The sequence below is a fragment of the Mycobacterium sp. E183 genome (assembly GCF_001667735.1).
Lineage (GTDB): Bacteria > Actinomycetota > Actinomycetes > Mycobacteriales > Mycobacteriaceae > Mycobacterium.
In genome coordinates, this window is record NZ_LZJN01000049.1 from 1 (window position 1) to 22169 (window position 22169).

Consider the following 22169-nt stretch of genomic DNA (forward strand, 5'->3'; position numbering starts at 1 on the left):
CACCGCGCGCAGCTCGGCGTCACCGTCGATGTAGTCGGCCGGGCGGTACCCGCTCGCCTTGACCGCCTCGACCTCCTGCTCGGTCAGGCCGAACAGGAAGAAGTTCTCCGCACCCACCTCGTCGCGCATCTCCACGTTCGCGCCGTCGAGCGTGCCGACCGTCAGCGCGCCGTTGATCATGAACTTCATGTTCCCGGTGCCCGACGCTTCCTTGCCCGCGGTGGAGATCTGCTCGGACAGGTCGGCGGCGGGGTAGATCATGTGGGCGTTCTGCACGTTGAAGTTGGGCACGAACGCGACCCTCAGGAATCGGTTGACGTCCGGGTCGGCGTTGACGGTTTCCCCAACGGCGTTGATCAGCTTGATGATTCGCTTCGCCATGAAGTACCCGGGCGCCGCCTTGCCGCCGAAGATGAAGGCACGCTGCGGAATGGACAGGCCGGGGTTCTGCTTGAGCCGGTGGTACAGCGCCACGACGTGCAGCACGTTGAGATGCTGACGCTTGTACTCGTGGATGCGCTTGACCTGGACGTCGAACATCCAGTCCGGATTGAGTTCGACGCCGGCCACCGAGCGGATGTACCTGGCCAGGCGCGCCTTGTTATTGCGTTTGATGTCACGCCATTCCCGCCGGAAGGCGGCGTCCTCGGCGAATGGCTCCAGGCCGCGCAGACGTCCCAGATCGGTCAACCAGCCGTCACCGACGGTGCGGTCCAACAGTTCCCGGAGCCCGGGATTGGCCAGCGCAAGGAAGCGGCGCGGCGTCACGCCATTGGTCTTGTTGCTGAAACGCTCGGGCCAAATCTCGTAGAAGTCCTTGAGCACACTGCTTTTCAGGAGCTCCGAGTGCAGGGCGGCGACGCCGTTGATGGCGTGGCTGCCCACCGTGGCCAGGTGCGCCATTCGGACGTTCTTGCCGCCGCTTTCGCCGATGAGCGACATCCGGCCGATCCGCTCCTCGTCACCGGGGAACCGGGCGCGCACCTCGTCGAGGAACCGGCGGTTGATTTCGTAGATGATCTCGAGATGGCGCGGTAGCGCTTCCGCGAAGAGCTCCAGCGGCCAGGTCTCCAGCGCCTCCGGCAGCAGGGTGTGGTTGGTGTAGCCGAACGTGGCGACCGTGATTTCCCACGCCTCGTCCCAGTCCAGCTGTCGCTCGTCGACCAGCAACCGCATCAGTTCGGCGACGCCGATCGAGGGATGGGTGTCGTTGAGCTGCACGGCAAACCGCTGGGGTAGCTCCCTGACGGAGACGTCGGCCAGGTCGTCCATGATGTGCAGCACGTGTTGCAGGGAGCACGACACGAAGAAATACTGCTGCAGCAGGCGCAGCTGTTTGCCCGCCTCCGGCTCGTCGTTCGGATACAGCACCTTGGTGACCGTTTCCGACATCACCTCGTCTTCGACGGCGCCGTAGTAGTCACCGGTGTTGAACGCTTCCAGCGCGAAAGACTTGACGGCCCGCGCGCTCCACAACGTCAGCACGTTGCAGGTGTTCACCCCGTAACCCTGGATGGGGGTGTCATAGGCGACGCCCTTGAGCACCCGCCCCGGCACCCACCGGACGCGATCATGGCCGCCGTCGTCCGTGTAGTGCGCGGCGTAGCCGCCCCACTTGACCAGGTAGTTGACGTCGGGTTTGGCGATCTCCCAGGGGTTTCCGTGGTCGAGCCAGTTGTCGGTCTGTTCGACCTGCCAGCCGTCGTGGATCTCCTGGTCGAAAATGCCGAACTCGTAGCGGATTCCGTAACCGATCGCCGGCCGCTCCAGGGTGGCCAGCGAGTCCAGATAGCACGCGGCCAGCCGGCCGAGGCCGCCGTTGCCCAGTCCCGGTTCCTCTTCGCACGCCAGTACGGTGTCGAGGTTCTGGCCCATCGCCGCCAGCGCCTCCCGGGCCGCGCGCTCCATGCCGAGGTTCAGCAGATTGTTGCCCAGTTGCGGCCCCATCAGGAATTCCGCCGACAGGTAGCAGGTCACCTTGCGGCCGAGATCGAGCGAGGTTTGCGTCGAGACCACCCGGCGGTCCTGCATGCGGTCGCGCACGGCCAGGGCGAGTGCCCGGTAGTAGTGCTCGGGCCGCCGGGCCGCGGCTGGGCGGCCGATGGAGTAGCGCAGGTGGTCGTTGATGGCCCGCTGCAGTGCGGCCGCGCTCATCCCGGTGCGCGAGTGCTCAACCAGATCCGCCCGCGTAGGGCTGGCGGGAGAGACTCCGTCGGGGGGTGTCTGTTCGACATCGGTCATGGTGGTCCTGCTCCCTAGAGGTTGCCGCAATATCAACCGAGCCGCCCGGGGGACGGCAGAGCGTCAGTCTGGCAGCGATGTTTGCACACCAGGCGCGCGGTTGAAGGCCGTTGCGTAAACAGCAGCTCACGGGCCGGCGACGAAACGGCGGCCCACGCCTAGCCTCAATGGGCGCCGGAGAGGTTCAACGTGACCACGCCGGCGATGATCAACCCGACGCCGACGACCTTCGCGACAGACACCGGCGAGCCGAGAAACAACACGGCGATCAGCACGATCAGGGCGGTGCCGATCGCCGACCACAACGCGTAGGCGACGTCTGTCTGCATGCCGCGCGCGATCGACAGCGCCAAGAGCGCGAACGAGACGGCGTAGCCGGTCAGGCAGATGACCGTCGGCCACAGTCGGGTGAAACCCTCCGTGCTCTTGAGCAGGCTGGTCGCGATCACCTCCGCGACGATGGCGCAGAGGAGAAACACGTAAGTCAAGACGCCTCCTTGCGTGTGGACGTACATGTATGTGTGTACAGGACGGGTCGTGGAAGGATTGCGCCGTATGACGTTTGCCGCGCAGCCGTTGACGTTCGACGTCGGTGACGTGATCGGGGAGCGGGCGTCGCTTGCGGCGACCCACTATCCGGCGGGCGGCGAGCCGCTCGGGCTCCTGGTTTGCCTGCCGGGCGGCACTTACAGCCGCGACTACTGGGACCTGCGTATTCCCGGGCGGCATGGGTACAGCTTCGCCGAGTTCGCCTCGGGCAACGGCTATGACGTAGTGACCATCGATCCGCTGGGCACGGGTGAAAGTTCGCAACCAGCAGGGGATTTCGGCTTTCCTGACATCGCCGCCACGCTGGCGCACGCGGTGTCCGCGTTGCCCGCCGCAATCGGAGTCCACGCGCCGCCGGTGGCCCTGGCGCATTCCCTCGGCGGCTACCTGGCCATCACCCAGCAAGCGCTGTTCTGCAGCTACGCCGCGCTGGCCCTGCTCGGCTGCACCAATCAGCACGTCGCGCCGCTGAACCTGGACCCCGCATTCATCGCCCGGTCGGCGACCGCGCGTGGACGCGCCGACCTCGAGCGGGAGATCCTCGCCGCCTTGCCGCAGCCCTACTTCGAGGGCCCGCGCGAGTATCTGCAGAGCTGGTTTCACCTCGCCGACGTCCCCGCCGACGTCGTCGCGGCGGACTGCGTCGTCGCGAAATCGCTGGTGCCGCGCGTGTTCGGGACCGCCATGATTCCCGGCGTCGTCGCCGAGCGCGCCGCACAGATCGAGGTTCCGGTGTTGATCGGCTACGGCGCCGTCGACGTGTCGCCAGATCCGCGCGCCGAGGCCGGCCTGTATCGCGCCTGCCCCGACATCACCACACTGGTCCTGGCCGACAGCGCGCACTGCCACAACATGGCGTCGAGCCGGCATCGGCTCTGGCGGCGCCTGCTCGACTGGACTGCGACCGTAACCTCTGGATCGTGACGAAGGATCTGAGCCGCTACGCCCCGGCGGTGCTGAGTGTGTTTCGCATTGTCTACGGTCTGCTGTTCGCCGCCTACGGATCGAGGAGCCTGTTCGATTGGCCGGTGGCGTCGCCGGTTCGCGTCGAGTTCGGCTCCTGGCCCGGCTGGTACGCCGGGCTCATCGAAGTCGTCGCGGGTGTGCTGATCGCCGCCGGACTGTTCACCCGTGCCGTCGCATTCGTGGCCTCGGGAGAGATGGCGGTCGCCTATTTCTGGATCCACCAGCCACAAGCGCTCTGGCCGGTCGCCGATCCGCCGGCGGGCAACGGCGGCGGCTTGTCGATCCTGTTCTGCTTCGCGTTCTTGCTGCTGGTTTTCACGGGTGGCGGGAGCTACTCGATCGACGCGCTACGCGGGAGGGCACTTCCCCTCAACCGGCGATAATGGCATTCTCTGATACGGAGAAGCCATTTCCGTAGGAGGTCGAGGATGAGCGCGGACCAACGGTGCGATGGGATGGTGGCCCTCGTCACCGGCAGCAGCCGGGGGCTGGGCAAGGCGATCGCCGCACGGCTCGCCACGCGCGGTGCCACGGTCGCGCTGACCGCCCGCACGATGGACCCGGACCCCAAGTACCAGGGCTCGTTGGGCGAGACCCTGGCCGAGATCGTCGCCGGCGGCGGGAAGGCCGTCGGGGTCCAAGCCGACCTATCGCGGCCCGAGGAACGGGAAAGGCTGTTCGCCGAAGTGGTCAGCGCCGTCGGCGCCCCCGACATCCTGGTCAACAACGCGGCGGTGACCTTCCTGCGGCCCCTGGACGGCTTCCCGGAACGGCGGGCCCGCCTGATGATGGAGATGCATGTCCTCGGCCCATTGCAGTTGAGCCAGTTGGCGATTCCCGCAATGCGGGAGCGCGGGCGGGGCTGGATCCTGAACCTGACCTCGTTGGGCGGTGACCTGCCACCGGGCCCGCCGTTCTCCGAGTTCGACCGCACCGCGGGCTTCGGCTTCTACGGGACGGTCAAGGCCGCGCTCAACCGGCTGACGAAAAGCCTTGCGGCCGAACTGTACGACGACGGGATCGCCGTCAACGCCGCCGCTCCCAGCAATCCCGTGGCCACGCCCGGGGCCGGCGCCCTCGACCTGGCCAAGACCGACACCGAAGACATCGAACTGATCACCGAGACGGCCTTCCGGCTGTGTACCGGTGACCCGAAGATCCTGACCGGACGCATCGCGCACACCCAGCCCTTCCTCGCCGAGGTCGGCTGGACCAGGTCGGCCGGCTGAATGGCCGAACTGGACTTAGACGAGCTGCGGCAGCGCCTGGCGGGCGCCGGAATCACCGGCGTCGCACCGATTTCCGGGGGCGCCTCCAGCCTCACCTTCCGGGGCGCCCTGGACGGGCGGCCCGCGGTGATCAAGGTCGCCCCGCCCGGGGTCGAACCGGTCGCGCATCGCGACGTGCTGCGGCAGGCCCGCCTCCTGAAAGCCCTTGCGGGCAGCGCGGTTCCGGTGCCCGAGGTGTTATGGGAGGACCCGGGGAAACCGCCACACACACCGCCGCTGTTCGTGATGTCACACGTTGAAGGCGAATGCGTCGAACCGCTTTTCGACGGTTGCACCGGCGGCGCCGGCTTGGCCGAGCGGTACCGCAATGCATGCCGGGCCATGGCCGCGTTGCACGGTTTGCGGCCCGGCGAAATCGGCCTGGGTGATGAACCGATTGTCGATGCGGTCGCAGAAGTCTGGCGTTGGTCCGAGACGCTGCAGACCGTCGATGCGGCGCTGGTGCCCGATTGGCCCGGGGTGCGCGACGCGTTGTTGGGTTGCGCGCCAACGCCCATGGGGCCGAGCGTGGTGCACGGTGACTTCCGTCTGGGCAACCTGATGGCGACCGGCTCGTCTATCAACGCGGTGATCGACTGGGAGATCTGGTCGGTGGGCGATCCGCGGATCGACGCCGGCTGGTTCCTGATCAACTGCGACCCGGACACGTACCGGCGCGTTGCGCGCTCGACGGCCGAGGTGCCCCCCGTCGCCGAACTCGCCGACATCTATCGGAAAGAACTGGGCCGCAACATCACCGACGTGGCCTGGTTCCGCGCGCTCGCCTGCTTCAAATCGGCGGCGACGTGGTCGCTGATCGTCAAGCACAATCGGCGACGAGCGGCCCCGCGAGCGGAACTGGAAGCGATGGCGACAACGCTGCCGGGCTTGCTGGACCGGGCGCGGTCACTGCTGATCTGACGGTGTGGGTGATCAGGCGCAATTGGCGTGGAGATTTTGGCACCACATCCCGACGCCACCCCAGTCACCCGAAGAGCCGACTGAATCTTCGTATGGGTTCGTCATCGTCGTCGGGTACTGGATCTGCCATTCGTCGATCGTCGGGATGTCGTCCACCTGGCCCGGGTCTGGAGACGCGAGCGCCGTTCCGACCGCGAATCCGCCGGCGCCGGTCATGACTGCGACGGCCACCGAACCCACGACAAGTACGGCGGCGAATCTGCGCTTCATGGTCGCGGCCCCTTCCGTCGTTTGCCTGAACTGCCGGCTAACAAAGCCTAATTCTAGCTTCGGCGTCCAAGTCGCATAAGAGTCACGAACACACAACGACTTTGATCGGGCGCCCAGCAAATTTCGCGACTCGAAACGGTAAGTGCGTACGTTGGCGTGCGTGAGGCCGGTAACCGTGGTCGTTCGTCGTGCCCTGGTGGTCGCCGCTTGCCTCGTTTTGTCTGTGGTCACGGCGCCGGCGGCGTCCGGTGATCCCGATGACGGTCCCGAGATCGAGCCTGCCGCTGCGACTTCGGCACCGGCCGATGGGACGGTGCCATCGAATCCCCCCGTCCTGTTGAACACTCCCGACGGCTGGACCCTGGGGCTGGGCGCCAAGGACGAGATGCAAGTCCCGGTGGCACCGCTGACCACCTCCATCGCCTCGCGCGAATACATGGCCAGCGGCATCTTCGTCGGCTCGCTGAAAGGACCGGAAGAGCCCCACGGAATCCTGGAGGTGGGTTACCAGATCGGCTGCGGGATCGATATGAGTACATCCAACGGCGTGATCATGGAGGGTGGCGCCGGCATCATCCCCGGCGTCAGCCCCACCTTCGACACCACCGGTACGTTGCCGCCCCTGCTGCCGTTCGTTTCGACGCCGATGAACGGCGTGATGAGCATCGGAATGAAACCCGGCCTCGTCCTGACGGTGCCGGTGATCAAGAAGAATTTCAAGGGTGCGAACCCCTGGGTGATGATCAGCAACTTCCACATCAAGATCGACGGATGCGTCGGCCAGTCCTTCATCCGTTCCTACGCGGTGCTCACTCGGATGACCGATCTGTCCGACGTGGTGCTGTCGTATGTCGGCGTCACGAAAGCCGTCTAACGCGTACGGTGGCGACCCGCTTCGCCCGGCTCCGCCGCGCTAGCGATCGCCACGGGCCCGATGGTGGCGACCCGCTTCGCCCGGCTCCGCGGCGCTAGCGATCGCCACGCCGCGGGATGCCGGCCAACTTGTCGGCGAACTTGGCCTCGGCCGCCGCGCGCAACCGCAGCAGATGTTCGGACGGGAACAGGTCGGGCGCGGGAGCACGGTCCTTCAGCAGCAAGCGGGCCAGCGTCACCTTGTGCACCTCGGTCGGGCCGTCGGCAAGCCCCAGCACGAACGACTCCACCAGGTACTGCACGAACGGCATCTCGTGGGTGGTACCCAGCGAGCCGTGCAGCTGCAGCGCCCGCGACGACACGTCGTGTAGCACCTTCTGCATCATCGCCTTCACCGCCGAGATGTCTGCCCGCACCGCCTTGTAATCGTTGAATTGGTCTATCTTCCAAGCGGTTTGCAAGGTCAGCAGCCGGAAGGCCTCGATCTCCATCCAGGAGTCGGCGATCATCTCCTGGACGAGTTGCTTGTTCGAAAGCGCCTCGCCCTGCGTGTACCGCGAAACCGCCCGCTCGCAGAGCATGTCGAAGATCCGGCGGACCAGGCCGACCGTGCGCATCGCGTGATGAATCCGCCCGCCGCCCAGGCGGGTTTGGGCCACGACGAAGGCGCCGCCCCGCGGACCCAGCATGTGGTCGGCCGGCACCCGGACGTTCTCGTAGCGGACATAGCCCTCACGCCCGCCGCCCACCGGCTGATAGCCGAGGCCGACGTCGCGCAGCACGTTGATGCCGGGCGTGTCGCCGGGCACGACGAACATCGAGTAACGCTGATAGGGCGGCGCTTCGGGATCGGTCATGGCCATCACGATCAGGAATGACGCCATCGAGGCGAATGACGAGAACCACTTCTCCCCGTTGATGATCCAGTGATTCCCGTCCTGCACCGCGGTGGTGCGGAAGACCTTGGGGTCGGCGCCGCCCTGCGGCTCTGTCATCGAGAAGCAGGACACGATGCGGTTGTCGAGCAGCGGCTCGAGATAGCGGACCTTGAGCTCGGGCGTGCCGTAGTGCGCCAGGATCTCGCTGTTGCCGGAGTCGGGGGCCTGGGAGCCGAATACGATCGGCGCGCACTCCGAGCGGCCCAGGATCTCGTTGAGCAGCGCGAGTTTCACCTGGCCGTAGCCCGGGCCGCCCAGGTGCGGCCCGAGGTGGGTGGCCCACAGGCCACGCTCCTTGACGATGTCTTGCAGGGGCGGAATCAGCGCCTGGCGCACCGGGTCGTTGAGGTCATGGGATTCCTTGACGATCAGGTCGATGGGTTCGCACTCTTCGCGCACGAAGTCCTCGACCCATTTGAGTTGCCGTGCCCATTCGGGATCGGTGGAGAAGTCCCACGACATCTATCGGCCCTCTCGGTTGCTTTGTGCCACCACGCCCGCCTGGACAAGCTCGGTGATCTCTTGTGCGTTCAACCCCAGTTCGACCAGCAGCGCGCGCGTGTGATCACCGGGAAGCGATGGCGGTGTCGGGGTGGGCGGCCGGGTGCGGGAGAACCGGGGCGCCGGGGCGGGTTGGGTGACGCCGTCGACGTCGATGAACGTTCGCCGCGCGGTGAGGTGCGGGTGCCGTGGCGCCTCGGCCAGCGAAAGCACCGGTGTCGCACAGCATCCCGGGGTATCGAGGAGCCGCTGCCACTCCTCGGTCGACCTCTCGGCGAAGCGGGTGGCCAGGGCGGCGCGATGGGCGGCCCACGCGCCCGGCGCGTCGTCGTCGTGCGGCACGTCGACGCCGAGGCGATCGCACAGCTCCGCGTAGAACTTCGGCTCCATCGCGCCGACGGCGAAGTGGCCACCGTCGGCGGTGGCGTACACGCCGTAGAAGTGGGCGGCCCCGTCGAGCAGATTGTCGTGGCGCCGGTCGCGCCAGGTGCCGGCGGGCACCATCCCGAAATACGGCGTCAACAGGGTGGCCACCCCATCGACCATGGCGACATCGAGCACCTGACCCGCGCCGGACTCGCGCGCCTCGAGGATGGCGCTGAGCAGGCCCACGGCCAACAGCATTCCCCCACCGCCGTAGTCGCCGACCAGATTCAGCGGCGGCACCGGGGATTCGGCGGGGCCGATGCCGTGCAGGGCGCCCGCCAAAGCGATGTAGTTGATGTCGTGACCGGCGTGGCCGGCCAGCGGCCCGTCCTGCCCGTATCCGGTCATCCGGGCGTAGACCAGACGGGGGTTGCGCCCGCGCAACTCGTCCGGGCCGATGCCGAGTCGTTCTGCCACCCCCGGCCGGTACACGTCGACGAAGGCATCCGCCTCGGCGACCAGGCGATGAACGAGCTCCCTGCCGCGAGGGTCCTTGGCGTCGGCGGCGAGCGACCGCTGGCTACGGCGCACCGTGTAGTCGATGGGAAGGGGCCCGTCCACGGCGGCGAGAGCGTCTACGCGGATGACGTCGGCGCCCAAGTCGCCCAACAACATTCCGCAGAACGGGGCAGGCCCCAGGCCGCCCATCATGACGACGCGCACGCCGCGCAGCGGACCCGTCACGACGACCATTTCTTGCGACGCTCGGCCGCCTCGTCGGTGGCATGCGAGATGACCTGGTTGCGGTTCTCCAGCTCCAGCGCCGCCGAGAGGCTGGCGGCGTCGGTGTTGACCTGCAGGGCGCGCTTGGTCAGTTCTGCGCCCAGCGGGGAATGGCTCGCGATGAGCGCGGCCAGCTCGACGGCCCGCTCCGCCAGCCGGTCCGGCTCGACCACCTCGCTCACCAGGCCGCGCCGGTCGGCTTCGGTGGCCGAGACGGTGCGCCCGGTGAGCATCCAGTCGGCGGCCACGCTGGTGCCGACGATGCGCGGCAGGTGGTAGCTCATGCCCATCTCGGCGCCGGAGAGACCGAGCAGGATGGCGGCGTTGCCGAATGATGCGGCGTGCGAACAGATTCGGATATCGGCCGCCAGGCACAACGCGAGCCCGGCCCCGACGCACGGCCCGTTGACGGCGGCGACGACGGGTTGTGGCAACGCCCGCACGGCTTCGGCGAGGGCGGCCATCCGCTCCTGGAAGCGCATCCGGTCCAGCGCGGGCGCGGTGGCATCCAGCATCGAGGGGCCGAAGTCGCGCACGTCGATTCCGGCGCAGAAGCCGCGGCCTGCGCCGGTCAGCACCACGGCGTGCACCGTGCGGTCGGTGGCCAAATCGGCCAGCGCAAGGCGCAATTCGCTTTGCAACGCCTCGTTGATGGCGTTGAGTTGCTTGGGGCGGTTCAGGCGCAGCAGTGCGACCCCCGCGCACGGCCGGTCCAGCTCCAGGGTGTGCGGCACGGTCACACCCGCTCGATGATGGTCGCGGTGCCCATCCCGCCGCCGGTGCACATGGTCACCAGACCCGTTGTCAAATCCCGGCGTTCGAGCTCGTCCAGGAGGGTGCCGATAAGCATCGCCCCGGTGGCGCCGATGGGGTGGCCGAGGGCGATGGCGCCGCCGTTGACATTGACCAGTCCGGGGTCGATGTCGAGATCGCGCATCGTCTTCAGCGGGACCGCGGCGAAGGCCTCGTTGATCTCCCAGAGGTCGATGTCATCGACCGCCATGCCGGCGCGCTGTAGGCAGCGCTGGGCCGCCGGACCGGGGGCGGTCAGCATGATGATCGGTTCGCTACCGATCGCCGCGGCGGCGCGAATCTGTGCGCGCGGGGTGACGCCCGCGGCGTGCATCCAGTTGGAGGACGCGACCAGCACCGCGGCGGCCCCGTCCACCACCCCGGACGAATTGCCCGCGTGGTGCACGTGATCGATGTGGTCGATGCCGGGGTAGCGCTGAGTGCAGATCTCGTCGAATGTGTGCTGCTCGCCGTCGGGGCGGGTGCCACCCATCGCGGCGAAGGCGGGCTTGAGGCGTGCCAACGTCTCGGTGGTGGTGCCGGGGCGCGGGTGTTCGTCGCGCTCGACTGGCCCGTTCGGTGTGGCCACGTCGACGAGCGAACCCAGGAACCGGCCCTCGTCGATCGCCACGGCGGCGCGCTCCTGGCTCTGCGCGGCGTAGGCGTCGACGGTTTCGCGGGTGAACCCCTCCAGGGTGGCGATCAGGTCGGCCGAAATTCCCTGCGGCACGGTGGGATATCGCTCGCGGAAGTCGGGGTTCTGGCCGTCGATCGTCGGGGCTCCCACGGTGACGCCCCACCGGGACATCGATTCCACCCCGCCGGCGATCACCAGGTCGTCATTGCCGGCGGCGATGGACGACGCGGCGACGGTGACGGCTTGCTGACCGGAACCGCAGAACCGGTTCAGCGTCATCCCCGGCACGGTCTCGGGCCATCCGGCCAGCAGAACCGCGAGCCGCGCGATGTCGTCGCCGTGCTCGCCGCCGAGGATGCCGTTGCCCGCGATCACGTCGTCGACGTCGGCCGGCTCGAATCCGGTCCGCTCGGCGAGCGCGGTGAGGCAACGCGCGAAGAGGGCCTGCGGGTGGACGGCGTGCAGGCCCCCGTCGGGGCGGCCCCGGCCGCGGGGTGTGCGCACCGCATCGAGAATCCAGGCGTCGATGACGGACTCCGATCGTCGGGAGAGCTCACAGATCACCGGTATCGTAAATCGTCTCTCGGCTTTGGAGAACTACCTTCTCCAAATTGGCGAAGGGATTCTCGCGGGGTGGCCCGGCGCGCCACGGGTGGTCACACCCGTCACACGGCCTTCGCGCGCAGGGTCGCGCGGCGTGGCGGCTGTGGCCGGGTGGGAGGTGAGATCGAGCGCGGCGCCGATCGGCACCGGCATAGCCGCGCAGCGCCGCGAAACCATCTGTCCGGCATGGCGATCCGCAGCGGGGACGTTTCGGGATCGAGGTCTGGCGCCGGGCACCGGCGGATGAACTCCCAAGTGCGCGGCGGATAAACGGCCAAACCGGCGCATACCGCAGGCCGCAGCGGGTAGCCCGCCGCCATGACCAAGATCGGATACTTCCTGTCGTGCGAGCAGTACAGCCCCAAGGAACTCATCGACCAGGCCAAGCGCGCGGAGGCGGCCGGGTTCGATGCGCTGTGGATTTCGGATCATTTCCATCCGTGGAACGACGAGCAGGGCCAGAGTCCGTTCGTGTGGGGCGTGATCGGAGCGCTCTCCGAGGTGACGTCGCTGCCGGTGAGCACCGCCGTGACGTGCCCGACCATCCGGACCCATCCGGCGATCATCGCCCAGGCGTCCGCAACCGCCGCGGTGCAACTCGACGGCCGCTTCGTGCTGGGGGTGGGCAGCGGTGAGGCGCTGAACGAACACATCCTCGGCGATCGGTGGCCGTCGGTGGGTGTGCGGCAGGAAATGCTGGAGGAGGCGGTCGACGTCATCCGCAAGCTGCACCGCGGCGACGAGGTGAGCCACCACGGCAAGCACTACGAGGTGCAGGAGGCCCGCATCTACACCCGGCCCGACCAACCGGTGCCCATCTATGTGTCCGGTTTCGGGCCGCAGGGCGCAGAGCTGGCCGGGCGAATCGGCGACGGCTTCGTCCTGGTGATGCCGGAGGCGGACCTGGTCAAGACGTTCCGCGAGGCCGGCGGTGGCAACAAACCGGTACAGGGCGGCACGAAGGTGAGCTGGGACGAAGATGCGGAGGCGGCGCTCAAGGCGGCGCACCGGTTATGGGGGAACGACGCGTTGCCCGGGCAGTCGGCGCAGACCCTGCCGCGGCCCAAGGATTTCGCCGCGCTGATGTCACTCGTGACGCCGGACCAGGTCGCCGAAGCGGTCACCTGCGGACCGGACCCCGACACCCATGTCGCGAAGGTGCGTGAGTACATCGACGCCGACATCGACGAGGTGTACGTCCAGCAGATCGGTCCCGACATGGACGGGTTCTTCGCCGCGTACGAGCGTGACGTGCTGCCTCAGCTACGCGGCTGAGCATCGCCTTGAGCGGCGCCGTAAAAACCCAGCCGGAGCAATTCGGTGATCTCGCTGACCAACGGCATCCGCGGATTTGTACGGTTGCTGAGGTCCTCGAACGCCGTCATCGCCAGCGCGGGCAGCGCGGCCAGGTACTGGTCCTCGTCGACGCCGTACTCCCGCAGGGATCGCGGCATGTCGAGTCGGTTGAGCAGATCATCGACCCCACGGAATAACCGGGCGCGGGATTCGTCGGGTTCATGGCCGCCGAAGATCAGCTGGCCGAGCTGCGCGTATTTGTCCGGCGCCACGTAGGCGGAATATCCCGGCGCGGGCATGAACTTGCTTGGCAGGCTTGCGTTGTACCGCAGCACATGCGGCAGGAAAATCCCGTTCGCCCGACCATGCGAAATCCCGAATCTCGCGCCCACGGCATGGGCGAGCGCGTGATTGGTCCCGACGAACGCATTCGAAAAGGCAAGCCCCGCAAGGGTTGCGGCGTTCGACATGTCGGTCCGCGCGGACAGGTCATCGGGGTCGTCGTATGCCCTTGGCAACGCATCGAAGATCAGTCGTGCCGCCTGGGCGCACAGCGCGTCCGTATAGGGCGAGGCGAAGATCGAGACCGCGGCCTCCAAAGCATGGGTCAGCGCGTCGATGCCGGTGTCGGCGGTCAGCTTCTGCGGCATCGAGGAGGTCAAGACCGGGTCGACGATTGCGAGGTCGGGCACCAGGCTGTAATCGACGAGCGTCTCCTTCTTGCCGCCCACCGTCAGCACCGCCGCCGGTGAGACTTCCGAACCGGTACCCGATGTCGTTGGGACAGCAACCAATTGGACACGATGACGGTCGACTGGATAATCGGCCACGCGCTTGCGGGGATCGAGGAACGGCATCGTCAGCTCCTCGAGGCCCTTCTCCGGGTGCTCGTAGAACAGCCGGATCGCCTTGCCGGCGTCGAGCACCGAACCGCCGCCCACGGCAAGCAGCAGATCGGGTTGGGCCCGCTCCAGCAGCGCGACACCGCGGCGGATGGTGGTTTCGTCGGGCTCCGGCGTCACCTCGCTGAAGACCTGCACGTGCTCGGCGCGCAACTTGCCGCGGAGCTGGTCGACGACGCCGCGCTCTTCGGTGAGGGCATCGGTGATGATGACGACGGTATCGCCGTCGAGTTCGCGCAGGTTGTCCAGTGCGCCCTCGTTGAAGTAGGTGTTGGACGGGACGCGGAACCATTGCGGCGGGGTGCGGCGCCGCGAGACCGTCTTGATGTTCAGCAGCTGCCGGTAGTTGACGTTCTCCGTCGTGCTGGATCCGCCCCACGTGCCGCAACCCAACGAGAAGGTGGGGGTCAGGTTGTTGTACACCCCGCCGAGGGCCCCGACCGCGGTGGGGGCGTTCACCAGAATCCGGCCGGTGCGGACCGCCAGGCCGTACGCGTCGATGACCTCCTCGTCGTTGGCGTAGATGGCCGAGGTGTGGCCCAGACCGCCGTGCTCGGTGACCAGGACGGCGACGTCGATGGCGTGCTGAACGCTGCGTGCCCGCACCACGCCGAGCACCGGCATCAGCTTCTCCTGCAACAGGGGGTGTTCGGCGAGTTCGTCCAAGTCGGCGGGCAGCTGCGCCAGCAGTACCTTGACGGTCGGTGACACGCTGAAGCCCGCCCGGTCGGCCAGCTCGGACGCCTTCTGTCCGACGGCCTCGAGCGAGACCTTGTCGCCGCAGCCAAACGCGAATTCCGCCAGGGCGTTCGCCTGGTCCGGGGTGAGCAACTGGGCGCCCATCCGCTCGAATTCGGCCATCATCTCGTCATAGACCTCGTCGTCGATGACGCAGGTTTGCTCGGCCGGGCAGATGACAGAAGAGTCGAAGGTTTTCGAGATCAGGATGTCAACGACCGCGCCCTTGATGTCCGCCGTCTTGTGGATGTAGATCGGTGCGTTCCCGGGGCCGACCGACAGGCCGGGCTTTCCGGCGGAATTCGCCAGCGCCACGATCTTCGGCCCACCGGTCACCCAGATGAAGTCGACTCCCGGATGTTTGAACAGATAGTGGGTGACCTCGTGCGCGGCGTCGGGGATGACCTGTAGCGCCCCCGGCGGCAGCCCGGCCGCTTCGGCCGCCGTGCGAAGGATCTCCACGCTGCGTTCGCAGCAGCCGACCGCATACGGTGACGGCCGGAAGAGGATGGCGTTGCGGGTCTTCGCGGCGACGATCGCCTTGAACAGGACGGTCGACGTCGGGTTGGTAACCGGGGTGATGGCCAGCACGACCCCGATCGGCTCCGCCACGTAGGCGATGTTGTGCTCGACGTCCTCGTCGACGACCCCCACCGATTTCTTGCCCCGCAGATAGTCGTGCAGGAACTCGGTGGCCACATAGTTCTTGACGACTTTGTCCTCGAAGACGCCGAAGCCCGTCTCCTCGATCGCGACACTTGCCAGTTCCCCCGCGGCGCGTACCCCCGCGCGGACCATCGCCTCGACGATGGCATCGACCTGTTGCTGGTCGAGGTTGCGGAACTCCCGGGCCGCCGCGGCCGCCGCGTCGACGATCGCGTCGATTTCGTGCCTGCGCTGTTCGGCGACCTCGGGCGCTTCGATGGAGGTGGGCTCGGTTTGCGTGGTGGTCATGATCGGGTTCTCGGTTCAGGAAGGGACACTGGCGGCTCCAGAATGAGCAGATGCTACGTCGTACGCGTCGACGCAAAGTAGGGCTGAAAGGCCCTCGACGGGCTGGCCCGGCCAGGCCACATCTGGCGCGATTGGACCGACTGCGGTGCCAGTCGGGCGCCGATACTGGCGGTCATGCGCATCACCGTCGACTACGGCCTGTGTGAGGGACACGGGCAGTGCCTGCTGGCCGCTCCCGATGTTTTCGACATTCCCGACGGTGCCGATCAAGTGGTCGTGCTCGAGCCCGACCCGCCCGAAGCCGAGCGTGACCGGGTGATCCGGGCGGCCGCGATGTGCCCCGCCCAAGCGATCCAGATCCTCAGCTGATCCGGCCGGTCTCGGCGACGTCATCGAGCAACCGGTAGCGGCCGGCCAGCGCCGCGGCGGCGATGCGGTTGCCGACCCCGAGTTTGTGCAGCAGCGACGCCACCATGCGTTTGGCGGTGCGCTCCGACACCAGCATCCGCTGGGCGATGTCGCCGGTCTCCATACCGGCCGCGAGCAGGGTCCACAGCTGAAGATCCTGGGCGCTGAGATTGTCCAGCAGCTCGGACGGCGGCTTGCGGGTGTTGCTGAGCAACGCGTCGAGCAGGGCGCCGTCGACGACCCGCAGGCCCTCCGCGATGGTCCATAGGGGCCCCGCCAGCGCCTCGGGCCGCGCGGTTTTGGACAGGAAGCCGTCGGCACCGGCCCGCAACGCCTCCTCGGCCAGTGCCAGGTCGTCGGTACCCGACAGCGCCAGGATCCGGGTCCTCGGCCGGCGCGCCTTGACATGCCGGATCGCCGCGACCCCGCCCAAGGGCGGCATCGACAGGTCGATGATCGCGACGTCGGCGTCGCAGCGGGCCACCAGGTCGGCGGCCTCTTCCACGTAGGTCGTCTGGCCGCCGACCCTGAACAGTTCGCCCCACTCGCGGGTCAGCAACAGGGCGAGGCCCTGCGCGAACAGCTCGTGGTCATCCACGATCACCACGACGTATGGCGAGCGAGTCATTGCCGCGATGCTAACCCCAACCCTATGGTCAGCTGGGTGAGACCGCTCGATCACCTCGGAACCACGGTGGACTTCGACGGCGAGGACTACGGGCTGGCCCGCACGGTCGTCGCGGTACGAGTTGCCGTCGTCGTATCGGTCGGCGTGCTGATGGGGATCGGACCCCAGTGGCTCCGGCAGCACACGGCGACCACCCTGGCGGTGTTGGGCGCGGCGATGGTCTACGCGGCCGTCGTGATGGCCTATCCGCAGCTGGAGGTCCGGCGCACCCGCTATTCATGGTTGGTCACCGGCTTCGACTCGGCGTTCACGCTGGCGCTTATCGCCTTGAGCGGAGGGGTGTACAGCCCGGTGGTCCCGGTGTTGGCGCTGGCCGTGATCGCCTCGGCGGCACGACTGTCTTTCGGTGAAACCCTCTTGGTCGCAGTGCTTTTGGGCGCGATCTATATCCCGGTCGCGCTGGTCTCGTCGCCGGGGCTCCCGGCCACCGCGGCCCCGGCGCTCCTGGCGGGCTGGTCGGCGGTGTTTCTGATCTTCGTCGCGGTCATCACCGCGGGGCTGTCCACGCTCGCCGAACGCGAACACCGCTCCCGGCTGCGCGCCCTGGTGGAAGCCGAGGCCGAACACGCCGCCGCCGAAGAGGAGCGCGACCTGCGGGCGCGCCTGCTGCGGTCCTACCAGTCGCAACAGGATGGACTCCAGGTTCTGGTGCACGAATTCCGCACCCCCATCACGTCTCTGGAGGCGCTGACCGAGGCCCTGACTTCGGCGCGGCCGATGTCGCAGGCCGACCGGGAAACCAGTCTGCAACTGGTGGCCCGGCACGTGCGCCACCTCGCCGACATGCTCGACGCCCTCTCCGACGTCGCGCTGAGTCGCCGCCCGACGTTTTCGGCGGGGAAGGTCCGCCGGGTCGACGTGGCCGACCTGATCGTCGCGGCCGCCGACGCGGTCGGCCTCGGCGTGCCGCGGCTGCGACTGAGCGTCGGCGATGACCTGACGGCCGTGGCCGTCAACGCCCAGGGTCTGCGCCGGCTGCTGACCAACCTGCTGGAGAACGCGTCCCGGCACGGCCGCGGCGAACCGGTCGACGTCGCGTGCGCGCGCGAAGGCGGAGAGTTGGTCTGCACTGTGGCCGACCGGGGACCGGGCATCCCGGCCGAAAGCCTTGGCGAGCTGACCACCAAATACGTCAGCGTGGGCGGCCAGCGGGGCACCGCCGGGCTCGGCCTGTGGATCGTGCAGCAGATCGCCGAGGCGATGGGCGGCCGGGTCGAATTCGGGGCGCGCGACGGCGGCGGCCTGATCGCCACCTTCCGCGCACCCATCGCCTGATCGGCGGTGCCCGGCGCTGGCCCGTGCAGGCCAGTGATTGGCACACGCGCCTATGCCGCACCGCCGTCGCGCTGACCAGCATGGGGGCGAAGCCGCGGTGACGCGCACCACTGCGCACCGCCAGAAAGGGCCCCCTGATGACCGCACCCACGACCGCGCCCACCCACAAAGACATCGACCTGAGCGCCCGGGAGTTCTGGGCGAGACCCCCGGAAGAGCGGGACGCCGCCTTCGCCGTCCTGCGCGCGGAGAATCCCGTGCCGTGGAGTCGCCCCGCGGAGTCGGACCTGCTGCCCCCCGAGCTCAACACCAGGGGGTTCTGGTCGCTGACCAAACAGGACGACATCCGGATGGCCAGCCGTCACCCGGAGATCTTCTCCTCTGCCCAGGGCATCACGATGGAGGACTTCGCACCCGAGGCGGTGGAGATCGCGCAGTCGTTCATCGCCATGGACGCCCCGCGCCACACCCAGCTCCGCGGGATCACCACGGAGGCCTTCAAGCCCAAGAACGTGCGCCGCTTGGAAGGCTGGATCCGCGGCCACGCCCACGACCTGGTCAGCGAGATGGCGCACCTTGGTGAGGGCGACTTCGTCCAACTCGTGTCGGTAAAGCTGCCCGGCCGCATCTTCGGCAGCTTCTTCGGGCTGCCCGACGGTGAGCTGCGCGACAAGGCCGTCACCGCCGCCCAGCGGCTGGTGGGCTGGACCGACCCGAACATCCGCGGCGAGCAGAGCGAACTCGAGCTGTTCATGGGCGCCGTGATGGACCTGCACGAGGTGGCAACGGTGCTGATCCCCGAGCGGCGGGCCAACCCCGGCGACGACTTGATGACGTGGATGGTGCAGGCCGAGTTCGACGGCAAGAAGATGACCGACGACGAGCTGAAGGCGTTCTTCGTGTTGATGGGCGTCGCGTCCAACGACACCACGCGGCACGCCTCGGCCCACGCCATCGCCGCCCTCTCGAAGTTCCCCGACCAGCGCGCGCTGCTCGCCGAGGACGTCGAGGGGCGCGTCGGCACCGCCGTCGAGGAGGTGTTGCGCTGGGGATCGCCGCTGCTCCACATGCGCCGCACCGCCACCCAGGACATCACCGTGCGCGGCTCACAGATCAAAGCCGGAGACAAGGTCGTGCTGTGGTACTACTCGGGCAACCGTGACGAGGATGTCTTCGACGCACCCCATTCGTTCAACATTCTGCGAAACCCCAACCCGCACATCGCCTTCGGCGGGGGAGGCCCGCACTTCTGCCTGGGCGCGGCGCTGGCCCGCACGATGCTCAAGGCATTGCTGACCGAGGTCTACACGCGCATTCCGGACATCTCAGCGCCCGAGCCCCACTATGCTCTTGCCAACTTCATCAACGGTGTGAACAGCCTGCCGGCGACCTGGACACCCGAGAAGCGCTGACTTCAAGGAGGTTTCGATGAAAACGAAGGCAGCGGTGGTGTGGGGACTACACCAGAAATGGTCGGTCGAAGAGGTCGACCTCGACGGGCCGCGGGAGAACGAGGTTCTGGTCAAGGTGGCCGCCGCCGGGCTGTGCCACTCCGACGACCACCTGGTCACCGGCGACATGCCGATGCAGCTACCGGTGGTCGGCGGGCACGAGGGCGCGGGCGTCGTGGTCGAGGTGGGGCCGGGCGTCACCGAAGTGGCCGAGGGCGACAAGGTCGTGCTGAGTTTCATTCCGGCCTGCGGCCGCTGCGAACCGTGTTCGCGCGGGATGAGCAACTTGTGCGTGCTCGGTGCGGCCATCATCGCCGGACCGCAACTCGACGGCACCTTCCGATTCCACGCGAAAGGCCAAGCGCTGGGCCAGATGTGCGTCCTGGGAACGTTCTCCGAGTACACCGTGGTGCCGATGGCTTCGGTGATCAAGGTCGATCCGTCCACCGCGCTGGACACCGCCGCGCTGGTCGGCTGCGGTGTCACCACCGGCTACGGCAGCATGGTGCGCACCGGAGCGGCACGGGACGGCGACACCGTGGTGGTCATGGGTGTGGGCGGCATCGGAATGAATGCCGTGCAGGGCGCGCGGATCGCGGGCGCACGCGTGATCGTCGCGCTCGATCCCGTGGAGTACAAACGCCGCCGTTCGCTGGAGTTCGGGGCCACCCACACCGCGGCGACGGTCGAGGAGGCCCACGCCCTGATCACCGACCAGACCCGCGGCCAGATGGCCGACGTATGCGTGGTCAGCACCGACTCGGCTGAGGGTGCATACGTAGCGCAGGCGTTGAGCCTGGTCGGCAAGCGCGGCAGGGTGGTCATGACCGCGATCCCGCACCCGACGGACACCTCCGTCGACATGTCGCTGTTCGACTTGATCATGTACGAAAAGCAGGTCCGCGGTTCGGTTTTCGGGTCGTCGAATCCCCGTCACGACATCCCCCGCATGCTCGATCTGTATCACGCCGGACGGCTGAAGCTCGACGAACTCGTCACCCGCGAGTACACGCTCGAAGAGATCAATCAGGGCTACGACGACATGCGCGCAGGTGTGAATCTGCGTGGGCTGATCCGCTTCTGAACAGTTCATGAGCCTCATCATCATTTTCGTCATTATTGCTGCCCCGCTGGGGATCCCGGCCGGGGTTAGCGCGGCCCACCACGCCGCCGATCGATTCAAGAGTTTCGTACGTTGGCGCCGACGGATCCGATGAACATAAGGAAGACATGACCGACATTCCGCACTATCCGATGTACATCGACGGGCGTTGGCGCGACGCGTCAAGCAGCTCGGAGGTGCGCGATCCCGCTACCAATGAATTGGTCGCGACAGTCGCGCGGGGCGATGTCGCTGCAGCCGACGAGGCCGTCGCTGCGGCAAGGGCGGCACATGCCTCCGGTGTCTGGCGACTGACGCCCCCGGACGAACGCGCCCGTTTCCTCGATGCGATCGCCGGCAACCTCGCCGCGCGGTTCGACGAGTTGACCGCGCTGCAGGTTCGCGAAAACGGCGCAACCGCACGGACAGCGGGCACGTTTCTCTTGGGCTACTCGATCGCCCACCTGAAGTACTTCGCCTCGCAGGCGCGATCGTATGCGTTCGAGGAAGCCGGCCCCTTGATCGAGGCACCCACGCTGGCCACCGGTCTGCTCCGTCGCGAGCCCGTGGGCGTCTGCGCCGGCATCGTGCCGTGGAATTTTCCGTTGCTGCTGGCGGTGTGGAAGCTGGGCCCCGCCCTGGCGGCCGGCAACACGATAGTGCTCAAACCCGACGACCAGACCCCGCTGACTCTGCTCGAATTGGCCAGGGCGGCCGACGAAGCCGGGCTGCCCGCGGGGGTGCTGAACGTTGTCACGGGATCCGGGCCGGTCGTCGGCGCCCGGCTCGCCGAACACCGCGATGTGCGCAAGGTGGCTTTCACCGGCTCGACCGAAGTCGGTAAGACCGTGATGCGCGCCGCCGCCGACAACGTCAAGAAGGTCACCCTGGAGTTGGGCGGCAAGGGCGCCAACATCGTTTGCGACGATGCCGACCTGGACCTGGCTGTCGACGGCACGCTGTTCGGATTCCTGCTGATGTGTGGTCAGGCCTGCGAGTCCGGAACCCGGCTGTTGCTGCACGCATCGATTCACGACGAGTTCGTGCGACGGCTGGTCGCCCGTGCGTCCACCCTTGTCGTGGGTAATCCGATGGACCCGGCCACCGATGTCGGGCCGCTGATATCCGCCAAACAGAAAGCGCGCGTGGAGAAGTACATCGCGCTCGGGCAAGAGGAGGGCTGCAAGATCGCGTTCCAGGGCGCGGTCCCCGCCGACGCCGGGCTCGCCGATGGCCATTGGGTCGCCCCGACGATCCTGACCGGCGCAACCAACGACATGCGGGTGGCGCGAGAGGAGATCTTCGGGCCGGTGCTGGTCGTGATCGAGTACGCCGACGACGCCGAGGCCGTCGCGATCGCCAACGACAGCGAGTACGGATTGTCGGCGGGCGTGTGGAGCACCGACAACGAACGGGCACTGGCTATCGCGCGCGAGTTGGAATCCGGCACGGTATGGATCAACGACTGGCACATGGTCAATGCGATGTTCCCGTTCGGCGGCGTGAAGCAAAGCGGTCTGGGCCGTGAGCTCGGGCCGCGTGCCCTCGACGAGTACACCGAACAGAAGTTCGTGCACATCGACATGACCAATGACCGTGCCAAGCGGGTCTATCCCGTGGTCGTTTCAGCCGCCGCGGCGAGCTGAC

Annotated in this window: 20 protein-coding genes; 11 read left to right on the plus strand and 9 right to left on the minus strand. The window is 67.6% G+C overall.

What is annotated here, in order from left to right; genetic code table 11:
• Together A5691_RS04370 and A5691_RS04375 are read right to left on the minus strand one after the other, a co-directional pair.
• The coding region (locus A5691_RS04370; RefSeq protein ID WP_068015153.1) for a glycogen/starch/alpha-glucan phosphorylase at positions 1 to 2154 on the minus strand (2154 nt) is incomplete at its 3' end.
• A gap of 251 nt (positions 2155 to 2405) precedes the next feature.
• On the minus strand, positions 2406 to 2729 hold the full coding sequence (locus A5691_RS04375) for a multidrug efflux SMR transporter (protein WP_082950130.1): 324 nt from the start codon (positions 2727 to 2729) through the stop codon (positions 2406 to 2408).
• 67 nt (positions 2730 to 2796) lie between these two features.
• On the opposite strand from A5691_RS04375, the gene A5691_RS04380 reads away from it, so the two are divergent.
• Genes A5691_RS04380 through A5691_RS04395 form a run of 4 tightly spaced genes read left to right on the plus strand, consistent with a single transcriptional unit; the run spans position 2797 to position 5945 of the window.
• The gene (locus A5691_RS04380) at positions 2797 to 3714 is read left to right on the plus strand and encodes an alpha/beta hydrolase (RefSeq protein WP_082950129.1); all 918 of its coding nucleotides are present in this window, start codon (positions 2797 to 2799) and stop codon (positions 3712 to 3714) included.
• Positions 3711 to 4139 (plus strand): DoxX family protein, encoded by a 429-nt coding sequence (locus A5691_RS04385; RefSeq protein WP_067756489.1) that lies wholly within the window; start codon positions 3711 to 3713, stop codon positions 4137 to 4139. Before A5691_RS04380 ends, A5691_RS04385 begins: the two co-directional genes overlap by 4 nt.
• 45 nt (positions 4140 to 4184) lie before the next feature.
• Complete coding sequence (locus A5691_RS04390; protein WP_068015149.1) at positions 4185 to 4985, plus strand: SDR family NAD(P)-dependent oxidoreductase; 801 nt, start codon at positions 4185 to 4187, stop codon at positions 4983 to 4985.
• Complete coding sequence (locus A5691_RS04395) at positions 4986 to 5945, plus strand: phosphotransferase family protein (protein WP_068015146.1); 960 nt, start codon at positions 4986 to 4988, stop codon at positions 5943 to 5945.
• 12 nt (positions 5946 to 5957) lie between these two features.
• Here the strand turns inward: A5691_RS04395 and A5691_RS04400 are convergent, their stop codons facing one another.
• Positions 5958 to 6215 (minus strand): hypothetical protein, encoded by a 258-nt coding sequence (locus A5691_RS04400; RefSeq protein WP_067891670.1) that lies wholly within the window; start codon positions 6213 to 6215, stop codon positions 5958 to 5960.
• Between the two features lie 175 nt (positions 6216 to 6390).
• Between A5691_RS04400 and A5691_RS04405 the strand changes: the two genes are divergently transcribed.
• Complete coding sequence (locus A5691_RS04405; RefSeq protein ID WP_197499047.1) at positions 6391 to 7089, plus strand: MspA family porin; 699 nt, start codon at positions 6391 to 6393, stop codon at positions 7087 to 7089.
• A 94-nt stretch (positions 7090 to 7183) separates the two neighbouring features.
• Here the strand turns inward: A5691_RS04405 and A5691_RS04410 are convergent, their stop codons facing one another.
• From A5691_RS04410 to A5691_RS04425, 4 genes are read right to left on the minus strand one after another with little or no spacing between them, the layout of a single operon-like run.
• Positions 7184 to 8488: an acyl-CoA dehydrogenase family protein gene (locus tag A5691_RS04410; protein WP_067891672.1), complete on the minus strand. Its 1305-nt coding sequence runs from the start codon at positions 8486 to 8488 to the stop codon at positions 7184 to 7186.
• Positions 8489 to 9637 (minus strand): CaiB/BaiF CoA-transferase family protein, encoded by a 1149-nt coding sequence (locus A5691_RS04415; RefSeq protein WP_068266441.1) that lies wholly within the window; start codon positions 9635 to 9637, stop codon positions 8489 to 8491. It abuts the gene before it with no gap.
• Positions 9634 to 10416, minus strand: coding sequence for an enoyl-CoA hydratase/isomerase family protein (locus A5691_RS04420; RefSeq protein ID WP_067889965.1), 783 nt, complete (start codon positions 10414 to 10416; stop codon positions 9634 to 9636). Before A5691_RS04420 ends, A5691_RS04415 begins: the two co-directional genes overlap by 4 nt.
• The gene (locus A5691_RS04425) at positions 10413 to 11609 is read right to left on the minus strand and encodes an acetyl-CoA C-acetyltransferase (RefSeq protein WP_231980963.1); all 1197 of its coding nucleotides are present in this window, start codon (positions 11607 to 11609) and stop codon (positions 10413 to 10415) included. Before A5691_RS04425 ends, A5691_RS04420 begins: the two co-directional genes overlap by 4 nt.
• Before the next feature lie 417 nt (positions 11610 to 12026).
• Between A5691_RS04425 and A5691_RS04430 the strand changes: the two genes are divergently transcribed.
• Positions 12027 to 12983, plus strand: coding sequence for an LLM class F420-dependent oxidoreductase (locus A5691_RS04430; RefSeq protein WP_068015642.1), 957 nt, complete (start codon positions 12027 to 12029; stop codon positions 12981 to 12983).
• On the opposite strand, the gene adhE is transcribed toward A5691_RS04430, so the two are convergent.
• The gene (gene adhE / locus A5691_RS04435) at positions 12968 to 15598 is read right to left on the minus strand and encodes a bifunctional acetaldehyde-CoA/alcohol dehydrogenase (protein WP_067756469.1); all 2631 of its coding nucleotides are present in this window, start codon (positions 15596 to 15598) and stop codon (positions 12968 to 12970) included. The genes A5691_RS04430 and adhE overlap by 16 nt on opposite strands.
• 174 nt (positions 15599 to 15772) lie before the next feature.
• On the opposite strand from adhE, the gene A5691_RS04440 reads away from it, so the two are divergent.
• A complete protein-coding gene (locus A5691_RS04440) occupies positions 15773 to 15967 on the plus strand; it encodes a ferredoxin (protein WP_067756466.1) in 195 nt (64 codons plus the stop codon).
• On the opposite strand, the gene A5691_RS04445 is transcribed toward A5691_RS04440, so the two are convergent.
• Positions 15960 to 16634, minus strand: coding sequence for a response regulator transcription factor (locus A5691_RS04445; protein WP_197694384.1), 675 nt, complete (start codon positions 16632 to 16634; stop codon positions 15960 to 15962). The two genes, A5691_RS04440 and A5691_RS04445, sit on opposite strands and share 8 nt — an antisense overlap.
• A gap of 36 nt (positions 16635 to 16670) precedes the next feature.
• Between A5691_RS04445 and A5691_RS04450 the strand changes: the two genes are divergently transcribed.
• The 4 genes from A5691_RS04450 to A5691_RS04465 all read left to right on the plus strand — a co-directional run bounded on the left by A5691_RS04450 (position 16671) and on the right by A5691_RS04465 (position 22168).
• Positions 16671 to 17969 (plus strand): sensor histidine kinase KdpD, encoded by a 1299-nt coding sequence (locus tag A5691_RS04450; protein WP_231972846.1) that lies wholly within the window; start codon positions 16671 to 16673, stop codon positions 17967 to 17969.
• A gap of 137 nt (positions 17970 to 18106) precedes the next feature.
• Complete coding sequence (locus tag A5691_RS04455) at positions 18107 to 19381, plus strand: cytochrome P450 (protein WP_067756458.1); 1275 nt, start codon at positions 18107 to 18109, stop codon at positions 19379 to 19381.
• A 16-nt stretch (positions 19382 to 19397) separates the two neighbouring features.
• Positions 19398 to 20504 (plus strand): NDMA-dependent alcohol dehydrogenase, encoded by a 1107-nt coding sequence (locus A5691_RS04460; RefSeq protein WP_067783487.1) that lies wholly within the window; start codon positions 19398 to 19400, stop codon positions 20502 to 20504.
• Positions 20505 to 20650: 146 nt separating this feature from the next.
• Positions 20651 to 22168 (plus strand): aldehyde dehydrogenase, encoded by a 1518-nt coding sequence (locus A5691_RS04465; RefSeq protein ID WP_068015644.1) that lies wholly within the window; start codon positions 20651 to 20653, stop codon positions 22166 to 22168.
• The last annotated feature ends 1 nt before the right edge of the window (position 22169 follow it).